Origin of the sequence: Herbaspirillum rubrisubalbicans (assembly GCF_003719195.1) — a bacterium.
GTDB classification, from domain to species: Bacteria; Pseudomonadota; Gammaproteobacteria; order Burkholderiales; family Burkholderiaceae_D; genus Herbaspirillum; species Herbaspirillum rubrisubalbicans.
In genome coordinates, this window is the sequence record NZ_CP024996.1 from 5,001,962 (window position 1) to 5,022,022 (window position 20,061).

The 20,061-nt window shown below is 63.0% G+C and carries 18 protein-coding genes and 1 riboswitch; of the genes, 7 read left to right on the top strand and 11 right to left on the bottom strand.

The features are described 5' to 3' along the window. Nucleotides 1–186 precede the first annotated feature (186 nt). From phhA to RC54_RS22320, 6 genes are all read right to left on the bottom strand, one after another. Nucleotides 187–1,068 (bottom strand): phenylalanine 4-monooxygenase, encoded by an 882-nt coding sequence (gene phhA, locus RC54_RS22295; RefSeq protein ID WP_058896977.1) that lies wholly within the window; start codon nt 1,066–1,068, stop codon nt 187–189. Between the two features lie 80 nt (nt 1,069–1,148). Then, on the bottom strand, nt 1,149–1,892 hold the full coding sequence (locus RC54_RS22300; RefSeq protein ID WP_058896978.1) for a GNAT family N-acetyltransferase: 744 nt from the start codon (nt 1,890–1,892) through the stop codon (nt 1,149–1,151). A gap of 10 nt (nt 1,893–1,902) precedes the next feature. Further along, nucleotides 1,903–3,135, bottom strand: a complete 1,233-nt coding sequence (locus RC54_RS22305; RefSeq protein WP_061789438.1) for a multifunctional CCA addition/repair protein — start codon at nt 3,133–3,135, stop codon at nt 1,903–1,905. 10 nt (nt 3,136–3,145) lie between these two features. After that, nucleotides 3,146–3,847, bottom strand: a complete 702-nt coding sequence (locus RC54_RS22310; RefSeq protein WP_058896980.1) for a glutathione S-transferase family protein — start codon at nt 3,845–3,847, stop codon at nt 3,146–3,148. A 44-nt stretch (nt 3,848–3,891) separates the two neighbouring features. Next, complete coding sequence (locus tag RC54_RS22315) at nt 3,892–4,860, bottom strand: complex I NDUFA9 subunit family protein (RefSeq protein WP_058896981.1); 969 nt, start codon at nt 4,858–4,860, stop codon at nt 3,892–3,894. Nucleotides 4,861–4,919: 59 nt separating this feature from the next. After that, entirely contained in the window at nt 4,920–6,917 is a 1,998-nt protein-coding gene (locus RC54_RS22320) for a lytic transglycosylase domain-containing protein (protein WP_061789437.1), read from the bottom strand. On the opposite strand from RC54_RS22320, the gene RC54_RS22325 reads away from it, so the two are divergent. Further along, complete coding sequence (locus RC54_RS22325) at nt 6,916–7,548, top strand: 5-formyltetrahydrofolate cyclo-ligase (protein ID WP_061789436.1); 633 nt, start codon at nt 6,916–6,918, stop codon at nt 7,546–7,548. The genes RC54_RS22320 and RC54_RS22325 overlap by 2 nt on opposite strands. Nucleotides 7,549–7,595: 47 nt before the next feature. On the opposite strand, the gene metF is transcribed toward RC54_RS22325, so the two are convergent. From metF to metK, 4 genes are all read right to left on the bottom strand, one after another. After that, the gene (gene metF, locus RC54_RS22330; protein WP_058896984.1) at nt 7,596–8,438 is read right to left on the bottom strand and encodes a methylenetetrahydrofolate reductase [NAD(P)H]; all 843 of its coding nucleotides are present in this window, start codon (nt 8,436–8,438) and stop codon (nt 7,596–7,598) included. Further along, nucleotides 8,435–8,788, bottom strand: coding sequence for a phage holin family protein (locus RC54_RS22335; protein ID WP_017449718.1), 354 nt, complete (start codon nt 8,786–8,788; stop codon nt 8,435–8,437). The genes metF and RC54_RS22335 overlap by 4 nt, the downstream gene beginning before the upstream one ends. Before the next feature lie 150 nt (nt 8,789–8,938). Further along, on the bottom strand, nt 8,939–10,348 hold the full coding sequence (gene ahcY, locus RC54_RS22340) for an adenosylhomocysteinase (RefSeq protein WP_373281441.1): 1,410 nt from the start codon (nt 10,346–10,348) through the stop codon (nt 8,939–8,941). A 49-nt stretch (nt 10,349–10,397) separates the two neighbouring features. Then, a riboswitch (S-adenosyl-L-homocysteine riboswitch) is annotated at nt 10,398–10,486 on the bottom strand. A 162-nt stretch (nt 10,487–10,648) separates the two neighbouring features. Next, nucleotides 10,649–11,812, bottom strand: a complete 1,164-nt coding sequence (gene metK, locus RC54_RS22345) for a methionine adenosyltransferase (protein WP_044529591.1) — start codon at nt 11,810–11,812, stop codon at nt 10,649–10,651. Between the two features lie 190 nt (nt 11,813–12,002). Between metK and RC54_RS22350 the strand changes: the two genes are divergently transcribed. From RC54_RS22350 to dapF, 3 genes are read left to right on the top strand one after another with little or no spacing between them, the layout of a single operon-like run. Further along, nucleotides 12,003–12,848, top strand: a complete 846-nt coding sequence (locus RC54_RS22350) for a lysophospholipid acyltransferase family protein (protein ID WP_058896986.1) — start codon at nt 12,003–12,005, stop codon at nt 12,846–12,848. Then, nucleotides 12,845–13,729: an LpxL/LpxP family acyltransferase gene (locus RC54_RS22355; protein WP_061789434.1), complete on the top strand. Its 885-nt coding sequence runs from the start codon at nt 12,845–12,847 to the stop codon at nt 13,727–13,729. Before RC54_RS22350 ends, RC54_RS22355 begins: the two co-directional genes overlap by 4 nt. A gap of 48 nt (nt 13,730–13,777) precedes the next feature. Next, on the top strand, nt 13,778–14,641 hold the full coding sequence (dapF, locus tag RC54_RS22360; protein ID WP_058896988.1) for a diaminopimelate epimerase: 864 nt from the start codon (nt 13,778–13,780) through the stop codon (nt 14,639–14,641). 141 nt (nt 14,642–14,782) lie between these two features. Here dapF and RC54_RS22365 read toward each other — a convergent pair whose 3' ends face one another. Next, a complete protein-coding gene (locus tag RC54_RS22365; protein ID WP_061789433.1) occupies nt 14,783–16,387 on the bottom strand; it encodes a tetratricopeptide repeat protein in 1,605 nt (534 codons plus the stop codon). A 367-nt stretch (nt 16,388–16,754) separates the two neighbouring features. On the opposite strand from RC54_RS22365, the gene RC54_RS22370 reads away from it, so the two are divergent. The 3 genes from RC54_RS22370 (at nt 16,755) to RC54_RS22380 (ending at nt 19,961) form a co-directional block, all read left to right on the top strand. Then, nucleotides 16,755–18,017, top strand: a complete 1,263-nt coding sequence (locus RC54_RS22370; protein ID WP_061789432.1) for a porin — start codon at nt 16,755–16,757, stop codon at nt 18,015–18,017. Between the two features lie 222 nt (nt 18,018–18,239). Beyond that, the gene (locus tag RC54_RS22375) at nt 18,240–18,908 is read left to right on the top strand and encodes a DUF484 family protein (RefSeq protein WP_058896991.1); all 669 of its coding nucleotides are present in this window, start codon (nt 18,240–18,242) and stop codon (nt 18,906–18,908) included. 51 nt (nt 18,909–18,959) lie between these two features. Next, nucleotides 18,960–19,961 carry a tyrosine recombinase XerC gene (locus RC54_RS22380; protein WP_061789431.1) on the top strand — a complete coding sequence of 334 codons (1,002 nt, stop codon included), beginning with the start codon at nt 18,960–18,962 and terminating at the stop codon, nt 19,959–19,961. Nucleotides 19,962–20,061: the final 100 nt, after the last annotated feature.

Consider the following 20,061-nt stretch of genomic DNA (forward strand, 5'->3'; position numbering starts at 1 on the left):
TCACTTGAACAGCGATTGATTGGTATCCGTTACTGTGCAAGGTTCCTCCCCTCTAGTGTTGAAAGCACCACTAGCTCGCGGATCCGGCCTCCCCCTGTCGGATCCGCTTTTTTTTTGCTCCTCACCGGCCCATGAAAAAACCGGACCAAGGTCCGGTTCAGGGTTTTGCTGAACGCGTTCCTGCGCTCATCGATTGGGCGGAAAATTCTGCTCTCCCGCTAGCAAGGTGCTGGCCGGCAAAGCTTCCTGCTGTTTCAGCCGTTCGTAGATAGGCGTGAAATCCGGCGCGGTATCGTTGAACAGTTGCTCGAAATCGCGGATGACGAAATAGGTTTCCTGGTAGGTGTCGATCTTGTAGAGCGTGCGCATGATGCGCTCCACCTGGAAGGGAACGCGCCGCGGCTGGCTGCTGGAGAGGCAATACTCGACCTCGCCGCCGGAAGACAGGATGCCGGCGCCATAGATGCGCAAACCGGCCTCGCTCTGGATCAGGCCGAACTCGATGGTGTACCAGTACAACCGCGCCAGGTAGGCCAGACCATCGAGCTTCAAGGCCTTCAGACCGCCCTTGCCGTACTCCTGCAGGTGATTGGCAAAGACCGGATTGAACAGCAGCGGCACATGACCAAAGAAGTCATGGAACAGGTCGGGCTCGACGATGTAGTCGAACTCGTGCTCCTCACGCAGCCACACCGTGACCGGGAAGCGGCGATTGGCCAAGTGTTCGAAGAAGGTGTGGTCCGGCACCAGGCCGGGCACCGCCACCAATTGCCAGCCAGTGGCCTGGTAGAGCGCTTCGGTGGTGCGGTCAAAGCGGGGGATGCCTTGCGCGACATCGAGGGCCTTGAGGCTGTCGATAAAGACATCACAGGCGCGGCCGGGAATGAGCCGGGCCTGGCGTTCGTAGAGACGCCGCCACAGCGCGTGCTGGGCCGGCGTATAGCCGTCCCAGTTCTGAGCCACCACGTAGTTGGCGTCGGCCTGGCTATAGTCGCCGCGCAAGGCTCCGCTATCGGACTTGGTGGCGACGGTGGCGAAGAAATCGTCGGTATTGGGATTGGTGCTCATGGCAGCCCCGTGATCAAAGTGAGGCGCATATTATGCGCTCCCCTGTCGGGATGGTCATGTGCGCTTGCGCAAGACGCGCCTCAGGCCGGTGGCGATGGAGGTGGCGGGGGTGGCGCGTCCTTCTTGCGGGCGCCGATGCCAGTCACGCGTGCGCCCCATTTGAGCAAGGCCTTGAAGTTGGCCTTGACGATGTAGTCCAGCATGGCAGCCTGCTCTTCCAGGGCTTCCTGGAAGACGGTCGCCGAATTGGCCGGCTTGATCTTGAGGTAGGCATCGGCCTCGCCATAGTCGCGATGGATTTCCATGCCGGCCTTCTTGGCAATGTGCATCATCACCTTGTTGGAAGAGAGGCAGTGCATGTACAACGTATCGACGTCGGCATTGCGGCAATGCATGGCGGCCCGCATGAACAACCGCGTCCCTACCCCGAGTCCACGCGCAGCCGCACTGACGGAAACACCGAATTCGGCCACCACCGGCTTGATGGTGGCGCCACTGATGCGCGTGGCTTCCTTCGGTGCAAAAGCCAGGTGGCCCACACCCAGCAGGCGCAGGCGGCGGTCATAAACGCCGAAGACGGTATCGCGCTCGAAGTTGATGCCTTCCACGTAGCGCGTGACCATGTCATCGGAAAGCTTGGAGCCGAAGCGCAGCAGGCGGTCCTTTTCTTCCAGCGCCAGGAAATGGCGCAGCAGGTGGCGGCGCGAGCGCGGCGAGAGTGCCTTGACGAAGACGTGCGGTTTCTCGTGCTGCTCATGCTGCCCGCCCTGCTCAGGCGGCCTGCCGCGCAGGCGTTCGATCAAACCGGAAAGGGGATGATGCATGGTGCGCTCCTCACTCCTGGGCCGGCCGCTGCTGTTGAACATAGGCCGCGACCTGCTCGGTACGCGCCGCCAGGATGGCCTCGGCAATGCGTTGCGGCTGTGTCTGCTGCTGGGCAATGGCGCCGGCATCGATCTGCTGCGCAGCCTGCAGCGCGCCTTCCAGGTAGGCCGCCTGCGGGAAGGCTTGCTGTTCCAGCCCGGTACGGCCGCGATGGTCGCACTCGGACGCACGCAGCATATCGAGGAAACGCTGCGGCTTGCGGAAGGCATCGCAGCGGGCAAAGAACTTCACCAGGGTATCGGGACGCATCTCGAAGGCGCGTCCCACATTGCCGTGCTCGCGGGCCGTCATCAGGGCCAGGTCGCGACATTCACCTGGCACCTTCAGGCGCATACAGACCTGCTCGGCCAATCGTTCACTGCGCGCTTCATGGCCATGATGACGCGGCCATATCTCGGGGGGCGTGGTGCCCTTGCCGAGGTCATGCAGCAGCGCCGCAAAGCGGATCGGTAAACTGAACGCCTGGGCGGCAGCCCAATCCACCACCAGCATCACATGCACGCCGGTATCGATTTCCGGGTGCCATTTTTCCGGCTGCGGCACACCCCACAGCGCCGCCAGTTCCGGCAGGATGCGCTGCAAGGCGCCACAACTGCGCAGCACCTCGAACATGCGCGAGGGCTTATGCTCCATCAAGCCGCGCGCCAGTTCCTGCCAGACGCGCTCGGGCACCAGGGCATCGACTTCACCCTCCTCGACCATGCGCTGCATGAGCGCATTGGTTTCCGGGGCCACCGTGAAATCGGCGAAGCGCGCCGCAAAGCGCGCCACACGCAGGATGCGCACCGGGTCTTCGACGAAGGCCTCAGAGACATGGCGAAACACGCGCGCCTCAAGGTCGGCGCGACCGTGATAGGGATCGACCAGGGTGCCATCCTCATCCTGCGCAATGGCATTGATGGTCAGATCACGGCGCGCGAGATCGTCTTCCAGCGTCACATCAGGCGCAGCATGAAAGGCGAAGCCCTTGTAGCCGGGCGCGGTCTTGCGCTCGGTGCGGGCCAGGGCATATTCCTCGTGGGTATCGGGATGCAGAAACACCGGAAAATCCTTGCCCACCGGACGGAAACCCAGCTCCAGCAAGGCCTGCGGCGTAGCCCCCACCACCACGTGGTCGCGGTCCTTCACCGGCAGGCCCAGCAAGCCGTCGCGCACTGCGCCGCCGACGGTGTAGGTCTTCATCGGCATGGCCTCACTTGTGGCCCGGAAGGATTTCCTTCTCGGCCAATGCTTCGGCAATCCAGCGCGCCACCGCCGGGTGCTGGCGCACGCGCTCGGCATAGGCTTGCAGGGCCGGCGCCAGCGGCACCTGGTAGCTCACGAAACGCATCACCACCGGGGCGTAGAAGGCATCGGCAATGGAGAAGTCACCGAAGAGGAAATCGTGATGACCGAACTGGGACAGGCATTCTTCCCATATCTCGCACACCCGCGCGATGTCGGCTTGTGCATCGGCAGTGCGGCCCTGGCCTGGGTAGCGACCACGGATGTCCATGCTCATGGCGCTGCGCAGGCCGGTGAAGCCGGAATGCATCTCGGCACAGATGCTGCGCGCGATGGCGCGGGCATCGGTGCGGACCGGCCACAGGGCGCGATCGGGGAATTGCTCGGCCAGATATTCGCAGATGGAGAGCGAATCCCAGATGGCAATGTCGCCATCGAGCAGCACCGGCACCCGGCCCGAGCCGGTGTAGCGGGCGATCTCGCCGGCGGTCTCGGGCTGGTCCAGCAGGACGCGCACTTCCTTGAAAGGAAGGTCGAACGCCACCATCACCACCCATGGGCGCATCGACCAGGAAGAGTAATTCTTGTTGGCGATGACCAGCGTGGGCATGTGACGACCAGCTTTTTGCAGCGTTTCGGACAATACCTGGTCCAGTTCTGTATCTTGCATGTGAGCTCGTTTCTCGAAGATCAAGGACGCGACGACTGAACCATTCAGCGTCGCGCGGTGCTGCGGAAAAAGTCGAATTGCTGTTGCGGGCTGCGCGGGGCGAGGTAGGTCGGGACCACCTCTTCCAGCGCGCGCGGCGTGAGTTGCAGCTCGGGCGCGATGGGGCCATGCAGCACATTGTCCACCCGCATTGAGGCCACGTTGTCGCGGCTCATCAGCTTGCCCGGCAGGTGTTCCAGCACAAAGGCCTGCAGCCATCCCAGCGCATCAGGCAAACCGATGATGGGGCGCGGATGGCCGCAGTACCAGCCTGACAGGCGCACCAGTTCGCGCAAGGTATATTGTTTCGGGCCGCCCAGTTCGAACACCTTGCCACCCAGGCGCGGCAGGTGCAGGGCCGCCATGAAGGCTTGTGCCACATCGCCCACATAGACCGGCTGGAAACGCGCATCAGGGCTGCCCAGCGGGATGATGGGGAACGCGCGGTTCAAGCCGGCGAACATGTTGATGAAGTGATCGCCCTCGCCGAACACCACCGAGGGTCGGAAGATGGCCACGTCCAGCGCGGCAGCGGACAAGGCTTCCTGCTCGCCCGCCGCCTTGGAGCGGAGGTACATCGACGGCCCTTGCGCATCGGCGCACAGCGCGCTCATGTGCAAGTAGCGCGGCACGCCCTGCTGCACGCAGGCGGCCACGATGCGGCGCGGCAGCAGCACGTGCTGGCGCTCGAAATCCGGGCCATAGGGGGCGCCGCCGCGCGCCGGGCGCGACTGCAGGATACCCACCAGGTTGATGACCACGTCGGCCTCGGCCACCAGGCGCGCCAGCACGGCGTCGTCATGGATGTTGGCCTGGACCACGCCCACCACGGGCGAGACCAGCAAGTGCTTGGCGCGCTCGTAACGACGCGTGGGAACCATGACGCGATAGCCGGTACTACTGCCCAGCAACTCGATCAAGCGGGTACCGATGAAGCCGGAACCGCCGATGACGAGGATCTTCTTGACTGCCATTTGTCACTCTCCGATTTCCTGTTGGCCGCCCACTGTAGTGGGCGGCGCGGGCGATGGGATCAGGGCAGGTCGGTGGCGACGTTGGAATTGGGGGCCACCGTGCCCATGCGTTGCTTCAGTGATTGCGGGCGGTTCTCGAACATGGCCGCATAGTAAGTGGCATTGGACATGACGTTCTTGACATAGCCCCGTGTTTCGTTGAAAGGAATGATCTCGGCGAAGATCGCGCCCTCCACCGGTCGCGGCAAGCTCGCGCGCCAGGTGCGCGGACGACCGGGACCAGCGTTGTAGCCGGCCGTGGCCAGGGTTTCGGAACCATCCAGGTTGTTCAAGACCATGTCCAGGTAACTGGTGCCCAGCAGCAGATTGGTATTGATGTCGTTGACCTGGTCGACGGTGAATTCGCTCATGCCGATCTTCTTGGCGACGAACTTGGCGGTGGCCGGCATCAATTGCATCAGGCCGGAAGCGCCCACATGCGAACGGGCCGACTTGATGAAGCGCGACTCCTGGCGAATCAGGCCATAGACCCAGGCATTCTCCATGCCCAGCGGACGCGTGGCGGCGTTCATCTCGGGTAGGTGCGGAGCCGGGAAGCGCTGGGTGAAATCGAACTCGCTCTTGGTGCGGTCGGAGGTATTGACCATGCGATCCAGCACGTCATTCTGGCGGGCATATTCGGCCGCGGCCAGCAACTGGCGGTCATTCATGTTGCGCAATTCCCAGTTCCATTCGCGGATGGCTTCGAAGCGCAGGTTCAACTGGTAGAACTTGAGCGAGCGTCGGAAACCGGCATTCTGCGAATACAGCGCCACTTCACCGGCGCCAGGCGGCGTGGGGCCAGGCGGGATGCTGATCTTCTGGCCCAGTTCTTCCAGCGCCAGTTGGCCATAGAAGCTGAAGTTGGGGGCGATCGATTCGAACAGGCGACGTGCGGCTTCGGTCTGGCCTTCTTCCTTCAAGGCGCGGCCCAGCCAGTAGACCCAGGTGGTGTCGCTGCGCAGGGGCGCAGGCATGGCTTCGATGGTCTTGCGCACGGTCTTCCAGTCGCCGTCGCGCAGGGCCATACGCACCTTCCATTGCATGGCGTCCTGCGACAGCGGCGCCTCCTTGGCGCGCCGCCAGTAGTCCGAGGCTTCCGGGACCAGCTTGTAGGACGCGGCCAGGGCGATCTGGGCCCAGCCCAGGGCGGCTTCCTGTGCCGTCAGGGTGCGTGCCTCGCTAAGGTAGGTCGCGGCCTGGGTCGGATTGCTCTTGGCAATGCGCCCCAGCGCGATGATGTAGAGCTGATGATTGGCCGCGCCCCGGCCCGGGCCCTTGGCCAGCATCAGCGCCGGGCGCTCCATCACCTGGGTCACGCTGACGTCGCCGCTATCGACCAGCACGGCGGCGCGGCGCGCCACGGTGGCATTACCATTCTCGGCGGCCTGGCGGATCTGGAACCAGACATCGGCGTCGCTGAACTGGCCGTTCTGGGCCAGCGTGGCGATCAGGTCGCTGCAGCCTTGGCCGTAATCCTTGGGATTGGTCAACAGGGCGCGCGCTTCCTCGGCCACGTTGGCGCCCTTCAAGGCGCGCGAATTGAGGGCGAAGCACTTGACCTGGGTATCGTCGTTGAGCACGAACTTGGGATACTGCTCATCGAACACGGTCCAGTTGCCGGTCTTGCCCAGCGCCAGCAGCCAGTCGTTGCGCAGGCGGTCGGCGATGGCCTGACCCTCCCAGCGCGCCAGGAAATCGCGGATTTCCTGTTCGCTGGCGCTGTAGTCGCGCACGCGCGGCTTCAAACGGTAGTAATCGACATAGGAGGCCAACTCGTAGCCGGACAGGCGGGACGCCAGATCTTGCGCCAGCGCGGCATTGTCGCTGGCGGCAGCCTGGCGCAGGGCCAGGAAGATATCGTCAGGCGCGGCATCCGGGGCCAGGCGCTTCTGGGCGTGGGCGGCGGGCGCCATGGTCAGCATGGCGGCACCGGCCAGCGCCAGGGGCAATGCCAAGGAGGCGGCCAGCGCGCGCAGGCGCTGGTTGAACGGATGATTCTTCGGACGCATACTCATGCAAGCTTCTTCATGCAGATTGATGGAACAGAAAATGAACCCAAGCATAGCACGCGACACGCTCGCCCCGGACACGGAGACGACCCGCGCCGCGCACCACAAAACCCTGTTGCGCAAGACATTGCTGGCGCGTCGCAAAGCCATGCAGGCCGAGGACCAGGCACGTGCCGCGGCCCTGATAGGGCAACGCGTACTGCACTGGTGCGCGCACCAGGCCATTGCCAGCCTGGCGGTCTACCAGGCGATCCGGGGTGAACCGGATCTGTCTGCGGCCTATAACGCGCTGGCCGCGCAGGGCGTGCACCTGTGCCTGCCAGTGGTAGTGGGACAAGAGGCGCCCCTGGAGTTCCGCGCCTGGCAGCCGGGCGATGTGCTGGAAAAGGATGCCCTGGGCACCCTGGTGCCCCCGGCCGGCGCGCCCATCGTGCAGCCACAGGCCTTGCTGATCCCCTGCCTGGGTTTCAATGCCGCTGGCTTCCGGCTGGGTTATGGCGGCGGCTTCTATGACCGTACCCTGGCGGTGAACCCAAGGCCGCTGGCCGTGGGTGTCTGCCATGGCTTCGGACTGGTGGAATTCGAGGCGCAAACGCACGACATAGCGCTGGATGACATCCTCACTGATGCTATATGAACGAAAAAAAAGCCGGACCATAGTCCGGCTTGGGAGGCAGGCGCCGCCTACTTCACCAGCTGCTGCCAGATGGCCTGGGTCGGTCCGGCCTGGTTCAGTGAATAAAAATGCAAACCAGGAGCACCACCGGCCAGCAGGCGTTCGCATAGCTGGGTGACCACTTCCAGGCCGAAGGCGCGGATCGATTCCGTGTCGTCGGCATAGCTGGCCAGCTTCAGACGGATCCAGCGCGGGATTTCGGTGCCGCACATGTCGGAGAAGCGCACCAGTTGCGAATAGTTGGTGATGGGCATGATGCCGGCGATCACCGGCACGTTCGCACCCAGCCTGGCGGCTTCATCGACGAAGCGGAAATAGGCATCCGCATTGTAGAAATACTGGGTGATGGCCGAATTGGCGCCGGCCTTGACCTTGCGCGCGAAGTTCTGCACGTCGTCCTGCGGCGAGCGGGCTTGCGGATGCATTTCCGGGTAGGCCGCCACTTCGATGTGGAACCAGTCACCGGTCTCGGCGCGCACGAACTCGACCAGCTCGTTGGCATAGCGGAATTCGCTGGACGCCTGGTCCATGGCCCCATAGCCGCTGGGCAGGTCGCCCCGCAACGCCACCAGGCGCTTGATGCCGTTGGCGCGATAGTCTTCCAGGATGGCGCGCAGGCTGGCGCGGGAGCTACCGATGCAGGACAGGTGCGGTGCGGCTTCATGGCCTTCGCCGACGATCTCCAGCACGGTGTCGCGCGTGCCTTGTTGGGTGGAGCCACCGGCGCCGAAGGTCACCGAGAAATACTTGGGCTGCAGCGCGGCCAGCTTGGCGCGGGTGGCGCGCAGTTTTTCCGCGCCTTCAGCGGTCTTGGGCGGGAAGAATTCGATACTGAAATTAGGTGTGCTCATGGATTCGATCCCGATTTGAGCAACAGGGTCGAGAGCGCCCAGGAGACGATGCTATAGAGCAGCGCGCCGCCCACGGCAGACCAGAAGCCGGCTACGTGGAAGCCGCCCACCAGTTGCGCCACCACCCAGAACATCAGGCCATTGATGACCAGGATGAACAGGCCCAGCGTCACTACCGTCACCGGCAGGGTCAGCACCACCAGCACCGGGCGCACGATGGTATTGACGAAACCCAGGATGAGCGCGGCCAGCAGCGCCGAGCCCAAGCTCTCGACCTGGACCGAGTGCATCAGGTAGGGAACGGCCAGCAAGGCCAGGGCATTGATGAGCCAGGTCAGCAGCAGGCGCACGGAAATTCCTTTCGACCCCGTCGGGGCAGTAATAGACACAGCCGCAGAGCTTGCACCACCCGGTCGGGCGATGCAAGCGCTGCGCTCTGCAACAAGGCTGATACAAGGTTGATATATGCCAGGCCGGCGCAGCGCCGGCCTCGGCAGCGATCAGTAGCGGTAGTGATCGGCCTTGTACGGACCTTCGATCTTCACACCGATGTAGGCAGCCTGTTCGGGCGTGAGTTCGCTCAACTGGGCGTTGAGCTTCTTCAACTGCAGACGGGCGACCTTTTCATCCAGGTGCTTGGGCAACGTGTAGACGCCCACCGGGTAGTCCTTGGTATTGACGAACAATTCGATCTGGGCAATGGTCTGGTTGGCGAAGGACGAGCTCATCACGTAGGACGGGTGACCGGTGGCGCAACCCAGGTTGACCAGGCGGCCTTCGGCCAAGAGGATGATGCGCTTGCCATCGGGGAAGATCACGTGGTCGACCTGCGGCTTGATGTTTTCCCAGGTGTACTGCTTCAGGGCGGCGACTTCGATTTCATTGTCGAAGTGGCCGATGTTGCAGACGATGGCCTGGTCCTTCATCTTCTTCATGTGCTCATGGGTGATCACATGGTAGTTGCCGGTGCAGGTGACAAAGATGTCGCCGTGTTCGGCAGCGTAATCCATGGTCACCACGCGATAGCCTTCCATGGCGGCCTGCAAGGCACAGATCGGGTCGATCTCGGTGACCCACACTTGCGCCGACAGGGCGCGCAAGGCCTGGGCCGAGCCCTTGCCGACGTCACCGTAGCCGGCCACGATGGCGACCTTGCCGGCGATCATCACGTCGGTGGCGCGCTTGATGCCGTCCACCAGCGATTCGCGGCAACCGTAGAGGTTATCGAACTTGGACTTGGTGACCGAGTCGTTGACGTTGATGGCCGGGAAGGCCAGCTTGCCTTCCTTGTGCATCTGGTACAGGCGATGCACGCCGGTGGTGGTCTCTTCGGTGACGCCCTTGATTTCCTTCAGACGCTTGGAGTACCAGTGGGCGTCCTTGGCCAGGTAGCGCTTGATGGCGTTGAACAGGCACACGGCTTCGTCCGAATCGGGCTTGGCCAGCACCGAGATATCGGTCTCGGCGCGGGCGCCCAGGTGCAGCAGCAGGGTAGCGTCGCCGCCATCGTCCAGGATCATGTTGGAATAGCCGCCGTCGGTCCATTCGAAGATGCGGTGGGTATATTCCCAGTATTCATCCAGGGTTTCGCCCTTGATGGCGAAGACCGGAGTGCCGTTGGCAGCGATGGCGGCAGCGGCGTGGTCCTGGGTCGAGTAGATATTGCAGGAGGCCCAGCGCACTTGCGCGCCCAGTGCTTCCAGAGTCTGGATCAGCACGGCGGTCTGGATGGTCATGTGCAGCGAACCGGTGATGCGGGCGCCCTTCAGGGGCTGGGATGCGGCGAATTCCTCGCGGATCGCCATCAGGCCCGGCATTTCGGTTTCGGCGATCTTGATTTCCTTGTGGCCCCAGTCGGCCAGCTTGATGTCGGCGACGATGTAGTCTTGTTGATTCGTTTGAGTAGTCATGGCAATGGCGCTGTTCACGCCCTCCTTTCATGTAAAAGCCAGAAAAAAAGTAACGTGAGCGCGGTTGCCAGGCGACCTGCGCCTGTTCACCGCTTCAAGCCTGGCAGGGATGTCCCTGTCGCAACGCTCCTTGCAGCGGTGAGGCATTGTGAGGTTTCGCATACCAGGCGCAATGCCAACGTCGGTACGGGTCGTGACCTGAAAGCCACGGGAACAGCATTGTAGCGCGGGACGGGCGTTAGTCAATCCTCCGAACAAGCGGTGAATTTCCACCACCCGGCCCGCGCCGGATGGGCTGGATTACAGACCGGCCGAAGCACGCAGGGCGGCGACCTTGTCGGTGCGCTCCCAGGTGAATTCCGGCTCTTCGCGGCCGAAGTGGCCATAGGCGGCGGTCTTGGCGTAGATCGGGCGCAGCAGGTCCAGCATCTGCACGATGCCCTTGGGGCGCAGGTCGAAGTGTTCCTGCACCAGCTCGGCCAGCTTTTCATCGCTGATCTTGCCGGTACCGAAGGTGGTCACCATGACCGAGGTCGGCTTGGCGATGCCGATGGCGTACGACACCTGGATCTGGCAACGCTCGGCCAGGCCGGCGGCGACGATGTTCTTGGCCACGTAGCGGCCGGCGTAGGCGGCCGAACGGTCGACCTTGGACGGGTCCTTGCCGGAGAAGGCGCCACCACCGTGGGGCGCAGCGCCACCGTAGGTATCGACGATGATCTTGCGACCGGTCAGGCCGCAGTCGCCTTGCGGGCCACCGATGACGAAGCGGCCGGTGGGGTTGATCAGGTAGCGGGTGTTCTTGAGCCACTCGGCCGGCAGCACCGGCTTGATGATTTCCTCGATGGCGGCTTCGTGGATGTCCTTCTGCTCGATGTCGGGCGAATGCTGGGTCGACAGCACCACGGTATCGATGGCCACCGGCTTGCCATCCACGTACTTCAGCGTGACCTGCGACTTGGCGTCCGGGCGCAACCAGGGCAGGCGACCATCCTTGCGCAGTTGCGACTGGCGCTCGACGATGCGGTGCGCGTAGTAGATCGCGGCCGGCATCAGTTCCGGGGTTTCATTGCAGGCATAGCCGAACATCAGGCCCTGGTCGCCGGCACCTTGCTCCAGGTCCACGCCACGGCCTTCATCCACGCCCTGGGCGATGTCGGGCGATTGCTTGTCGTAGGCCACCAGCACGGCGCAGCTCTTGTAGTCGATGCCGAAGTCGGCATTGTCGTAGCCGATGCGCTTGATGGTTTCGCGGGCCACATCGATGTAGTCGACGTTGGCGCGCGTGGTGATTTCACCGGCCAGCACCACCAGACCGGTGTTGCACAGGGTTTCGGCGGCCACGCGGGAATACGGGTCCTGGGTGAAGATGGCATCCAGGATGGCGTCCGAGATCTGGTCGGCGACCTTGTCGGGATGGCCTTCGGAGACCGATTCGGAAGTGAAGAGATATTGATTGGACATGCAAGCCTCGAACTGTAAACGATTTAGCAAATGTCGCGGCCCATCGTTAGTCGTGCCTGCGACGCTTTAGCGATATTTGTACCCCGTCTCGCAAGTTGTCATTAACTCGACGGCTTGTGCTATTTTACGCCTCTTGCATTTTTCTGCAATTTGACGGCGGAGCAACTCCGCCTTTTTGTTATCGGCAAGTATGCTCGTTTCTTTATTCCGCCTGCTCTCCTTCCTGCCGTTGCCGGCCTTGCACGCCATCGGCGTGGCGGTAGGCTGGCTGGTGTTCCTGCTCTCGCCCGCCTATCGCCGCCGCCTGACCGACAACATCACGCTGGCCGGCCACCGCAGCAGTCTGTTGAAGGCCGTGGGCGAAGCCGGCAAGGGCATGTTCGAACTGCCCTTCATCTGGTGCGCCAACCCCAAGCGGGTGCTGCGCACCGCCCGCATCGTCAACTGGGAGCTGGTCCAGCAGGCGCTCGATGCCAAGGCCGGCATCGTCTTTCTGACCCCGCACCTGGGTTGCTTCGAAATCTCGGCGCAGTCGGTGGCGCGCCACAGCAGCCTGAGCGTGCTATACCGCCCGCCGCGCAAGGCCGCGCTCAAGCCCTTGATCGAAGGCGCGCGCGCCCGCGCCAACCTGCACCTGGCGCCGGCCAACCTGGCCGGTGTGCGCATCCTGCTCAAGGCGCTCAAGAATGGCCAGGCCATCGGCCTCTTGCCCGACCAGGTGCCGCAAAACGGCGAAGGCGTATGGGCCGACTTCTTCGGCAAGCCGGCCTATACCATGACCCTGCCGGCCAAGCTGCAACAGATGAGCGGCGCCCCCATCATCCTGGCCTATGCCGAGCGCCTGTCCTGGGGCCGTGGCTATGCGATCCACTTCGTACCCTTCGAGGGCGAGCTGGGCGACACGCCCGAGCAACAAGCGCGCGCCATCAATTCCGCCATGGAAAAGCTGATCGCCCGCTGCCCCGCGCAATACATCTGGAGCTACAACCGCTACAAGACGCCGCGCGGCGTCACCCCGCCGGGAGCGGCACAATGAGGGCGCTGATCGGGCTGATGTGGCTGCTGCATTGGTTGCCACTGCCCATCCTGGGGCGGCTGGGTGAGGCGCTGGGCTGGCTGCTCTATATGTATATGCGGCCGCGCCGGCGCATCACCCTGATCAACTTGCGCCTGTGCTTTCCCGAAAAGACCGAACAGGAACGCCGCCGGATCGCGCGCCGCCATTTCCAGGCCTATGCCCGCAGCGCCCTGGAACGCGGCATCCTGTGGTGGGCGCCGGAGTCGCGCTTGAAGCGCCTGATCCAGGTCGAGCCCGGCATCCCCTTCGAAACGCTCGACAAGGGCCCCACCATCCTGCTGTGTCCGCACTTCGTCTGCCTGGAAATCCCCGGCATCGCGCTGGTGCTCAATTCGGACTATTCGGTCTGCACCATCTACGCCCGCCAGCAGAACGAGGTGGTGGACCAGGCCCTGCTCAAGGGCCGCTCGCGCTTTCGCCCGGTAACGCTGCTGGCGCGCGAAAAGGGCGTCAAGCCCATCATCCGCGCCATGCGCGAAGGCCTGCCCTTCATCATGCTGCCCGACATGGACTTCGGCACCCGCGATGCCGAGTTCGTGCCCTTCTTCGGCGTGCCGGCCTCCACCCTCACCGCCACCGCCCGCATCGCTGCGGCCACCGGCGCCTCGGTGGTGCCGGTGATCACCACCTTCCTGCCCGACTATCGCGGCTGGAAGACCACCTTCTATCCGGCCTGGGACGACTATCCGGGCCAAGACATCGTGGCCGCCACCCGCCGCATGAATGCCTTCATCGAAGAACGCGTGCTGGAAGCCCCGACCGAATATTTCTGGGCGCACAAGCGTTTCAAGAACCGCCCGCCGGGCCAACCGGACGTCTATCGCAAGGGCCAGCAATGACCACCCCGCCGCCCTGTGAATCGGGCGCGGCGTACTTATAATGATGTGATGAAAATCAAATTTACCAAGATGCATGGCGCCGGCAACGACTTCGTCGTGCTCGATGCCGTCAACCAGGCCATTTCGCTCACCCCCGCCCAGTGGCAATTCATCGCCGACCGCCGTTTCGGCATCGGCGCCGACCAGATGCTGGTGGTGGAGAAAGCGCAAGGTGCCGGAGTCGATTTCCGTTACCGCATCTATAACGCCGATGGCGGCGAAGTCGAGCAATGCGGCAACGGCGCACGCGCCTTCGTGCGCTTCGTCACCGAGAAGGGCTTGACCGACAAGCGCGCCATCCGGGTGGAAACCATGTCGGGCGTGATCGAGCCGCGCCTGGAAGAAGATGGCCAGATCACCGTGGACATGGGCGCGCCCATCCTGACCCCGGCCGAGGTGCCCTTCGACAGCCGCAACCTGCAACATCGCCAGCAAGCCGATGACACGCTGTGGCCGCTGGAGGTGGCCGGCAAGACCACCTGGATCTCGGTGGTGTCGATGGGCAACCCCCATGCGGTGCAGGTGGTGGAAGACAGCGAAGCTGCCCCGGTGCTGGTGGAGGGTCCGCTGATCGAACACCATGCGCGCTTCCCCAAGCGCGTCAATGCCGGCTTCATGCAGGTGCTCGACCGTCATCACATCCGTCTGCGCGTCTACGAACGCGGTGCCGGCGAAACCCTGGCCTGCGGCACCGGTGCCTGTGCTGCGGTGGTGGCGGGCATCCGTCGCGGCCTGCTGGATTCGCCGGTGGCGGTGCAGACCCATGGCGGCCTGCTCAACATTGCCTGGGCTGGGCCGGGCGCGCCGGTGATGATGACCGGTCCGGCGGTGACGGTGTTCGAAGGCGAGATCGAATTGCCGGATCAGCTTTGAGGCGAGGAAAACTTAGAGATCAGAGCTCTGACCTCTAAGTTTTGATATCAGACTCAGATGTAAAACCCAGATGTAAAAACACGGCTTGCTGGTTAGCTCCAGCAAGCCGTGTCCGTTTCTATGCCAGCGATGCCGTGGAACTCAGGCCGCCAGTCCCTGCTCTTGCGCCTCATCCTCTTCTTGCGACTGCGGCAGCACGGTCTTGAGACGATACAGCCGCTGGCGGTAATTACCCTCCGGGCCGCTGGGGCCGCAATCCATATCCTCGAACAGGCGGCCGATGCGGTTGAGCGCGCCGCGCTGCTCGCCGGTCTCGACCATGATCAGGCGCCGCTTGCTGCGGGCGTACTGGCTGCGGATATCGACCACCAGACAATGTCCGCAATCGGCCTGCTTGAGGTCGATCAGCAGGGCTTCCGGCCGGGTCAGGCCGAACAGCGCTGCCAGTTCGATGCGCGCCGCCAGGAAAGGATGAGCATTGATCTGCTCGCGGCTCAGTTGGGCCCGCGCCTGCACTGCCCAGGAGGCGGCCTGGGGGCGGTCGGCCACCTTGTCCAACAAGGCTTGCGCCTGTGAGGCGCCTTGCGTGGCAGCCTTTTGCAGCCAGTACAGGGCGCGCACGTCATTGGCCGGATCATCGCGCCGATTGCGCCAGGCACCCACCCCGCATTCCAGTTGTGCTTCCACATGCCCCATCTCGGCGGCGCGCTCCAGGTAATGCTGCACATCGGCAAGATTGCGCTGGGAAAATTCCGGCTTGAGGTAGATCCGCGACAGCACGTACCAAGCCGCAGCCATCCCCTGCTCGCCGGCCAGGGTCAGCCAGCGGATGGCCTTCTTGTAATTGGCCGAACCTTGGCCGGCAAAGCGCCGCGTACCGGAAGCATCGACCCTGCCATAGAGCAGGCCCAGCGCCAGTTGCGCATCGCGGTCGCAGGCCAGCGCGGCCAGCTCCAGCAATTGCTGGGCGTACAACAGGTCGGGGCGCTTGTCGGCCAGTTGCACCTCGGCCAGGCGCCGCAGCAACTGGATATTCTGCGCGCCCAAGGCCGCGGCCAGCGCCTCGGAGGGCGCATTGAGCTGGGCCACCAGGGCTTCGTGCTGGCGCAACATGGCATCGGCCAGCGGCTGGGCGCGCTGACCAAACGCGGCGAAGTCGGACTGCTGCCAGGCACGATCGGCCAGCGCATGTTGGGCTTGCTCGATGCCGGCGTCGGCAGCCTTCTGGGTCCATTGCTGCAAGGCGTCGGCCGCAACCACCCGCGCGGGCGCCGGTTCGCTGGCCGAGGCGACGGGGGCATGTTTGAACATTCGTTCAGCTTGGCGCGCCAGCAGCCACTGGGCATCCGGGTCGCCCTCGCGGGCGACGGCTTCCAGCGCGCGGATGGCTTTTTCCTTCATATCGGCGCTAGCCACCGCCGCACCGGCCGGGTGCTCCAGCACCAGGCGGGCATAGACCAGGCCGGCTGGGGTGAGGCCGGCATCAAAGGCGCGTTCATACCACTGTGCGGCCTCGTGCGGCTGGGCCAACGAGGTCACGACTTCATAGGGAATATGCTGGGCAATGAGCATCCAGGCATCGGCCAACCCTTGGCGGGCTGCCCGCTCCAGCCAGTGCAAGGCGGTGCCCGCACTTTGCGGCAAACCGTTGCCGCCAAAGAGGTAACGCTTGCCCAGGGTCAACTGCGCCTGGGCCTGTCCGGCACGCGCTGCGCGGATGATTGCAAGATCCTCGCGAGTGGCCATCCACCCTCCACATCAGGTCAGAAAGCCAAAATTATGCCCCACAATCGAATTTTTTTTAAAAAACACTCGAAAAGATTCGAAATGCATCGTTTTAACAACATCACTACGGGCGATACGCAACGGATCAAGTTTCGCGCTGCCATGCCGTTAAGAAGGGAGAGGCTGCAAGCCTAAATTTGTCTGTCAGGCATTGACGGGCAGGAAAGCGTTTGAAAAAAACAACACTCCTCCAGCGGATTGACGCTTTCAACCAAAATTCCGCCCTCCACGTGACCAATCTACGGCCACGCCAAATGAGAACCCTTAATGTCTCACCATCCGACCAGAAGTACGGATCCTCAAGACTATTTTTATAGAAGGATGTCAAATGAAAAAATCTCTGCTGGCACTGGCCGTCCTCGGCGCGTTCGCAGGTGCTGCTCAAGCACAAAGCTCCGTTACTATCTACGGTATCGTTGATACTGGTATCACCTACACCAGCAAGGTTGCTACCGGCACCGGCACCAACACCGGCAGCAAGTTTGCAGTGAACTCCGGCAACATCCAAGGTTCGCGTATCGGCTTCAAGGGCGTTGAAGATCTGGGCGGCGGTCTGTCGGCCGTGTTCCAACTGGAAACCGGCTTCACCAACGACAACGGCGGCCTGCAAGGCTCCGACTCCGTGACCTCCTCCAACCTGTTCCGTCGCAAGTCCGTGGTTGGTCTGTCGGGTGGCTTCGGTACCGTGCTGCTGGGTCGTCAAACCGACTTCGCTGACACCATCTCCGCCTACACCTCCGTCAACGACTTCGGTGGCGTGACCGGCAACGTCGGCCACAACCTGAACCGTCTGGAAGGTACCCGCACCAACAACTCGATCAGCTACACCACCGCTAACCTGAACGGTTTCACCGGTAACCTGATCTACGGCTTCGGCGAAACCGCTGGCAAGACTTCGGCTGGCCAATCGTTCGGCCTGGGCGCGAAGTACGACAACGGCCCGCTGGGTCTGGGTGCCAACTACTACCAATCCAAGCAAGGCACTACTCCTAGCGACACTTCGCTGATCCAAGGTGTGGCTCCGGCAACAACTGCAAGCGCCAACACGCAACTTCAATACGGTGTCGCTACCGGTCTGAATACCGCCAATGCAGGTAACACCGCACTGAAGGTGTTCAACCTGGTTGCCAGCTACCAGTTTGGCCCGGCACGTGTGTACGGTAACTGGTCGCGCGTCAAGCAAGACCTGAACACCGCACTGAACGTTTCTGGTCTGCGTGCCACCATCTCGGGCACCACTGTTACCCTGAACCCGCTGACCGCAGCTAACCGTGCCGCTGCCGCAACCCTGGGCCTGGCTAACAAGGCTGACATCTACGAACTCGGTACTGCTTACTCGCTGAGCCCGTCCCTGAAGCTGCTGGCTGCTGTGGAATACACCACCGCTAGCTTCGACGGTCTGAACGGCAAGGGCAAGCTGACTCAGTACAACCTGGGTGCTGACTACTGGCTGTCCAAGCGTACCGACCTGTACGCTTTCGTGTCGAACCTGCGTGCCAAGGACATGAAGAACCCGGGCGTGTATGGTGACTCCACCGGCAACGATGCTAGCCAAACCGCTGTTACCGTTGGCGTTCGTCACAAGTTCTAATTCATGGATTCAAAACCGATGTGAAAACATCGGTTCGAACCTGAGTTAAATTTGAGTCGTACCGAAAGAGGCCTGCGTGAGCAATCATGCAGGCCTCTTTCATTTTGCTCCACCCCAACGGCGCCGATGATTGTCAGGGTGTCCGATAGCGAGGATAATCTCGCGATATTTCCGGTACGCTACGTCTTGTGCGGCCGGCACACCAACACAGACCTCGCGACGATGACCACCGAACTGGATTCCAGCCTGATTGCCGACTACCTGCTCGATCACCCGCATTTCTTCGAAGAGCACGCGGAACTGCTTTCCACGGTCAAGCTGACCAGCCCGGTCATGGGCCGTGCCGTGTCCTTGCAGGAGCGTCAGATGGAAATCCTGCGCGAGAAGATCCGCGTGCAGGAGCTGCGCATGGCCGAGTTGATGCGCATCGCCCAGGAAAACGATGAAATCACCAACAAGTTCCAGGCCTGGAGCCGCGCCCTGCTGTTGACGCGCGATGCCGCCGACCTGCCGCGCGTGCTGGTGACGCAGTTGCAGGAGATCTTCCACGTGCCGCAAGTGACGGTGCGCCTGTGGAACCTGACTGACACGCACATGGACAACTGGGCGACCCAGGAAGTCTCGGAGGATGCCCGCATCTTCGCCAATGGCTTGTCCACCCCCTTCTGCGGTCCCAACAAGGAGTTCGAAGCCGCTTCCTGGCTGGATGATGCCGCCTCGGTGAAGTCGGTGGCGATGTTGCCGCTGCGCGTGGGTGCAGCGCCCGAAGCCTTCGGTTTGCTGGTGCTGGGTTCGCCCGACCCGAACCGCTTCACCATCGATATGGGCACCGATTTCCTGACCCGCATCGGCGAAACTGGCAGTGCCGCCCTGGCCTGCCTGCTACGCTGATCCATCGCCTGCGCTGATCCGGTCAGCGCTGCCAGCACTAGGAGTCGACCCATGGATGCTGCGGCCTCTTCCCTGATCGGACGCTATCTTTGCTTCCTGCGCAGCCAGCGCAAGCTCTCGCCGCATACGCTGGAAAACTACGGGCGCGACCTGCAGGAACTGCGTGCCCTGCTGGCGCCAGCGGACGACCACGACGGTGTTGCCGACACCACCCTGCCACACGTCAGCCAGCCCCAGATCCGCAAATGCGCCGCCCGCCTGCACGCACGCGGCCTCAACGCCCGCTCGATCTCGCGCAAGCTGTCGGCCTGGCGCGGATTCTTTGCCTGGCTGGCGCTGGAAGAGGGAATGGCATTGCCGGCCAACCCGGTCGACGGCGTCAAGCCGCCCAAGAAAAGCAAACCCCTGCCCAAGGCGCTGGCTGCCGATGATGCCATCCGCCTGGTGTCGCACGCCGATCCGGCGCGCGATCCCGCCTCTACGCTAGCGGCCTGCAACCGCGCCATGTTCGAGCTGCTCTATTCCAGCGGTTTGCGGGTTTCCGAACTGGTGGGTATCGACCTGGCCGATGTCCGTGAAGGCCGTTATGAATCAGCCGGCTGGATCGACCTGGCCGAAGCCGAGGTCACGGTCACCGGCAAGGGCGGCAAGAAGCGCAAGGTGCCGGTAGGAAAAGCCGCCCTGCAGGCCATCCAGGATTGGCTGCCCTTGCGCGCCGGCCTGGTCAGGGCCGATGGCGGGCCGGATGGGCACGCGCTGTTTCTCAATGAACGCGGGGCACGCATGTCGCCCCGGGTCACCCAGTTGCGCCTCAAGGCCCATGGCAAAGGTGTGGAAATGGCCACCGACGTGCATCCGCACATGCTGCGCCACTCGTTTGCCTCGCACGTGCTGCAAAGCTCAGGCGACCTGCGGGCGGTCCAGGAAATGCTGGGCCACGCCTCCATCAGCGCCACCCAGGTCTATACCGCACTGGACTTCCAGCGCCTGGCCCAGGTCTATGACCAGGCCCATCCGCGCGCCCATAAAGGCGGCAAAGGCGACAACAAATAGCCAACCCGCCGTCACGCTGGCGAAGGCCTTGCCTGCATGGGCTAAAATAGGGCTATCCGCACACTTGGTGCTGACGTTTTCTTCAGCCAGTCATCCTGGC

Excerpts from the sequence above, each read along its gene's own strand:
- phhA (WP_058896977.1), bottom strand. The coding sequence starts at position 1,068 with ATGAGCACCAATCCCAATACCGACGATTTCTTCGCCACCGTCGCCACC.
- RC54_RS22300 (WP_058896978.1), bottom strand. The coding sequence starts at position 1,892 with ATGCATCATCCCCTTTCCGGTTTGATCGAACGCCTGCGCGGCAGGCCG.
- RC54_RS22305 (WP_061789438.1), bottom strand. The coding sequence starts at position 3,135 with ATGAAGACCTACACCGTCGGCGGCGCAGTGCGCGACGGCTTGCTGGGC.
- RC54_RS22310 (WP_058896980.1), bottom strand. The coding sequence starts at position 3,847 with ATGCAAGATACAGAACTGGACCAGGTATTGTCCGAAACGCTGCAAAAA.
- RC54_RS22315 (WP_058896981.1), bottom strand. The coding sequence starts at position 4,860 with ATGGCAGTCAAGAAGATCCTCGTCATCGGCGGTTCCGGCTTCATCGGT.
- RC54_RS22325 (WP_061789436.1), top strand. The coding sequence starts at position 6,916 with ATGCAAGCTTCTTCATGCAGATTGATGGAACAGAAAATGAACCCAAGC.
- RC54_RS22320 (WP_061789437.1), bottom strand. The coding sequence starts at position 6,917 with ATGAGTATGCGTCCGAAGAATCATCCGTTCAACCAGCGCCTGCGCGCG.
- metF (WP_058896984.1), bottom strand. The coding sequence starts at position 8,438 with ATGAGCACACCTAATTTCAGTATCGAATTCTTCCCGCCCAAGACCGCT.
- ahcY (WP_373281441.1), bottom strand. The coding sequence starts at position 10,348 with ATGACTACTCAAACGAATCAACAAGACTACATCGTCGCCGACATCAAG.
- metK (WP_044529591.1), bottom strand. The coding sequence starts at position 11,812 with ATGTCCAATCAATATCTCTTCACTTCCGAATCGGTCTCCGAAGGCCAT.
- RC54_RS22350 (WP_058896986.1), top strand. The coding sequence starts at position 12,003 with ATGCTCGTTTCTTTATTCCGCCTGCTCTCCTTCCTGCCGTTGCCGGCC.
- RC54_RS22355 (WP_061789434.1), top strand. The coding sequence starts at position 12,845 with ATGAGGGCGCTGATCGGGCTGATGTGGCTGCTGCATTGGTTGCCACTG.
- dapF (WP_058896988.1), top strand. The coding sequence starts at position 13,778 with ATGAAAATCAAATTTACCAAGATGCATGGCGCCGGCAACGACTTCGTC.
- RC54_RS22365 (WP_061789433.1), bottom strand. The coding sequence starts at position 16,387 with ATGGCCACTCGCGAGGATCTTGCAATCATCCGCGCAGCGCGTGCCGGA.
- RC54_RS22370 (WP_061789432.1), top strand. The coding sequence starts at position 16,755 with ATGAAAAAATCTCTGCTGGCACTGGCCGTCCTCGGCGCGTTCGCAGGT.
- RC54_RS22375 (WP_058896991.1), top strand. The coding sequence starts at position 18,240 with ATGACCACCGAACTGGATTCCAGCCTGATTGCCGACTACCTGCTCGAT.
- RC54_RS22380 (WP_061789431.1), top strand. The coding sequence starts at position 18,960 with ATGGATGCTGCGGCCTCTTCCCTGATCGGACGCTATCTTTGCTTCCTG.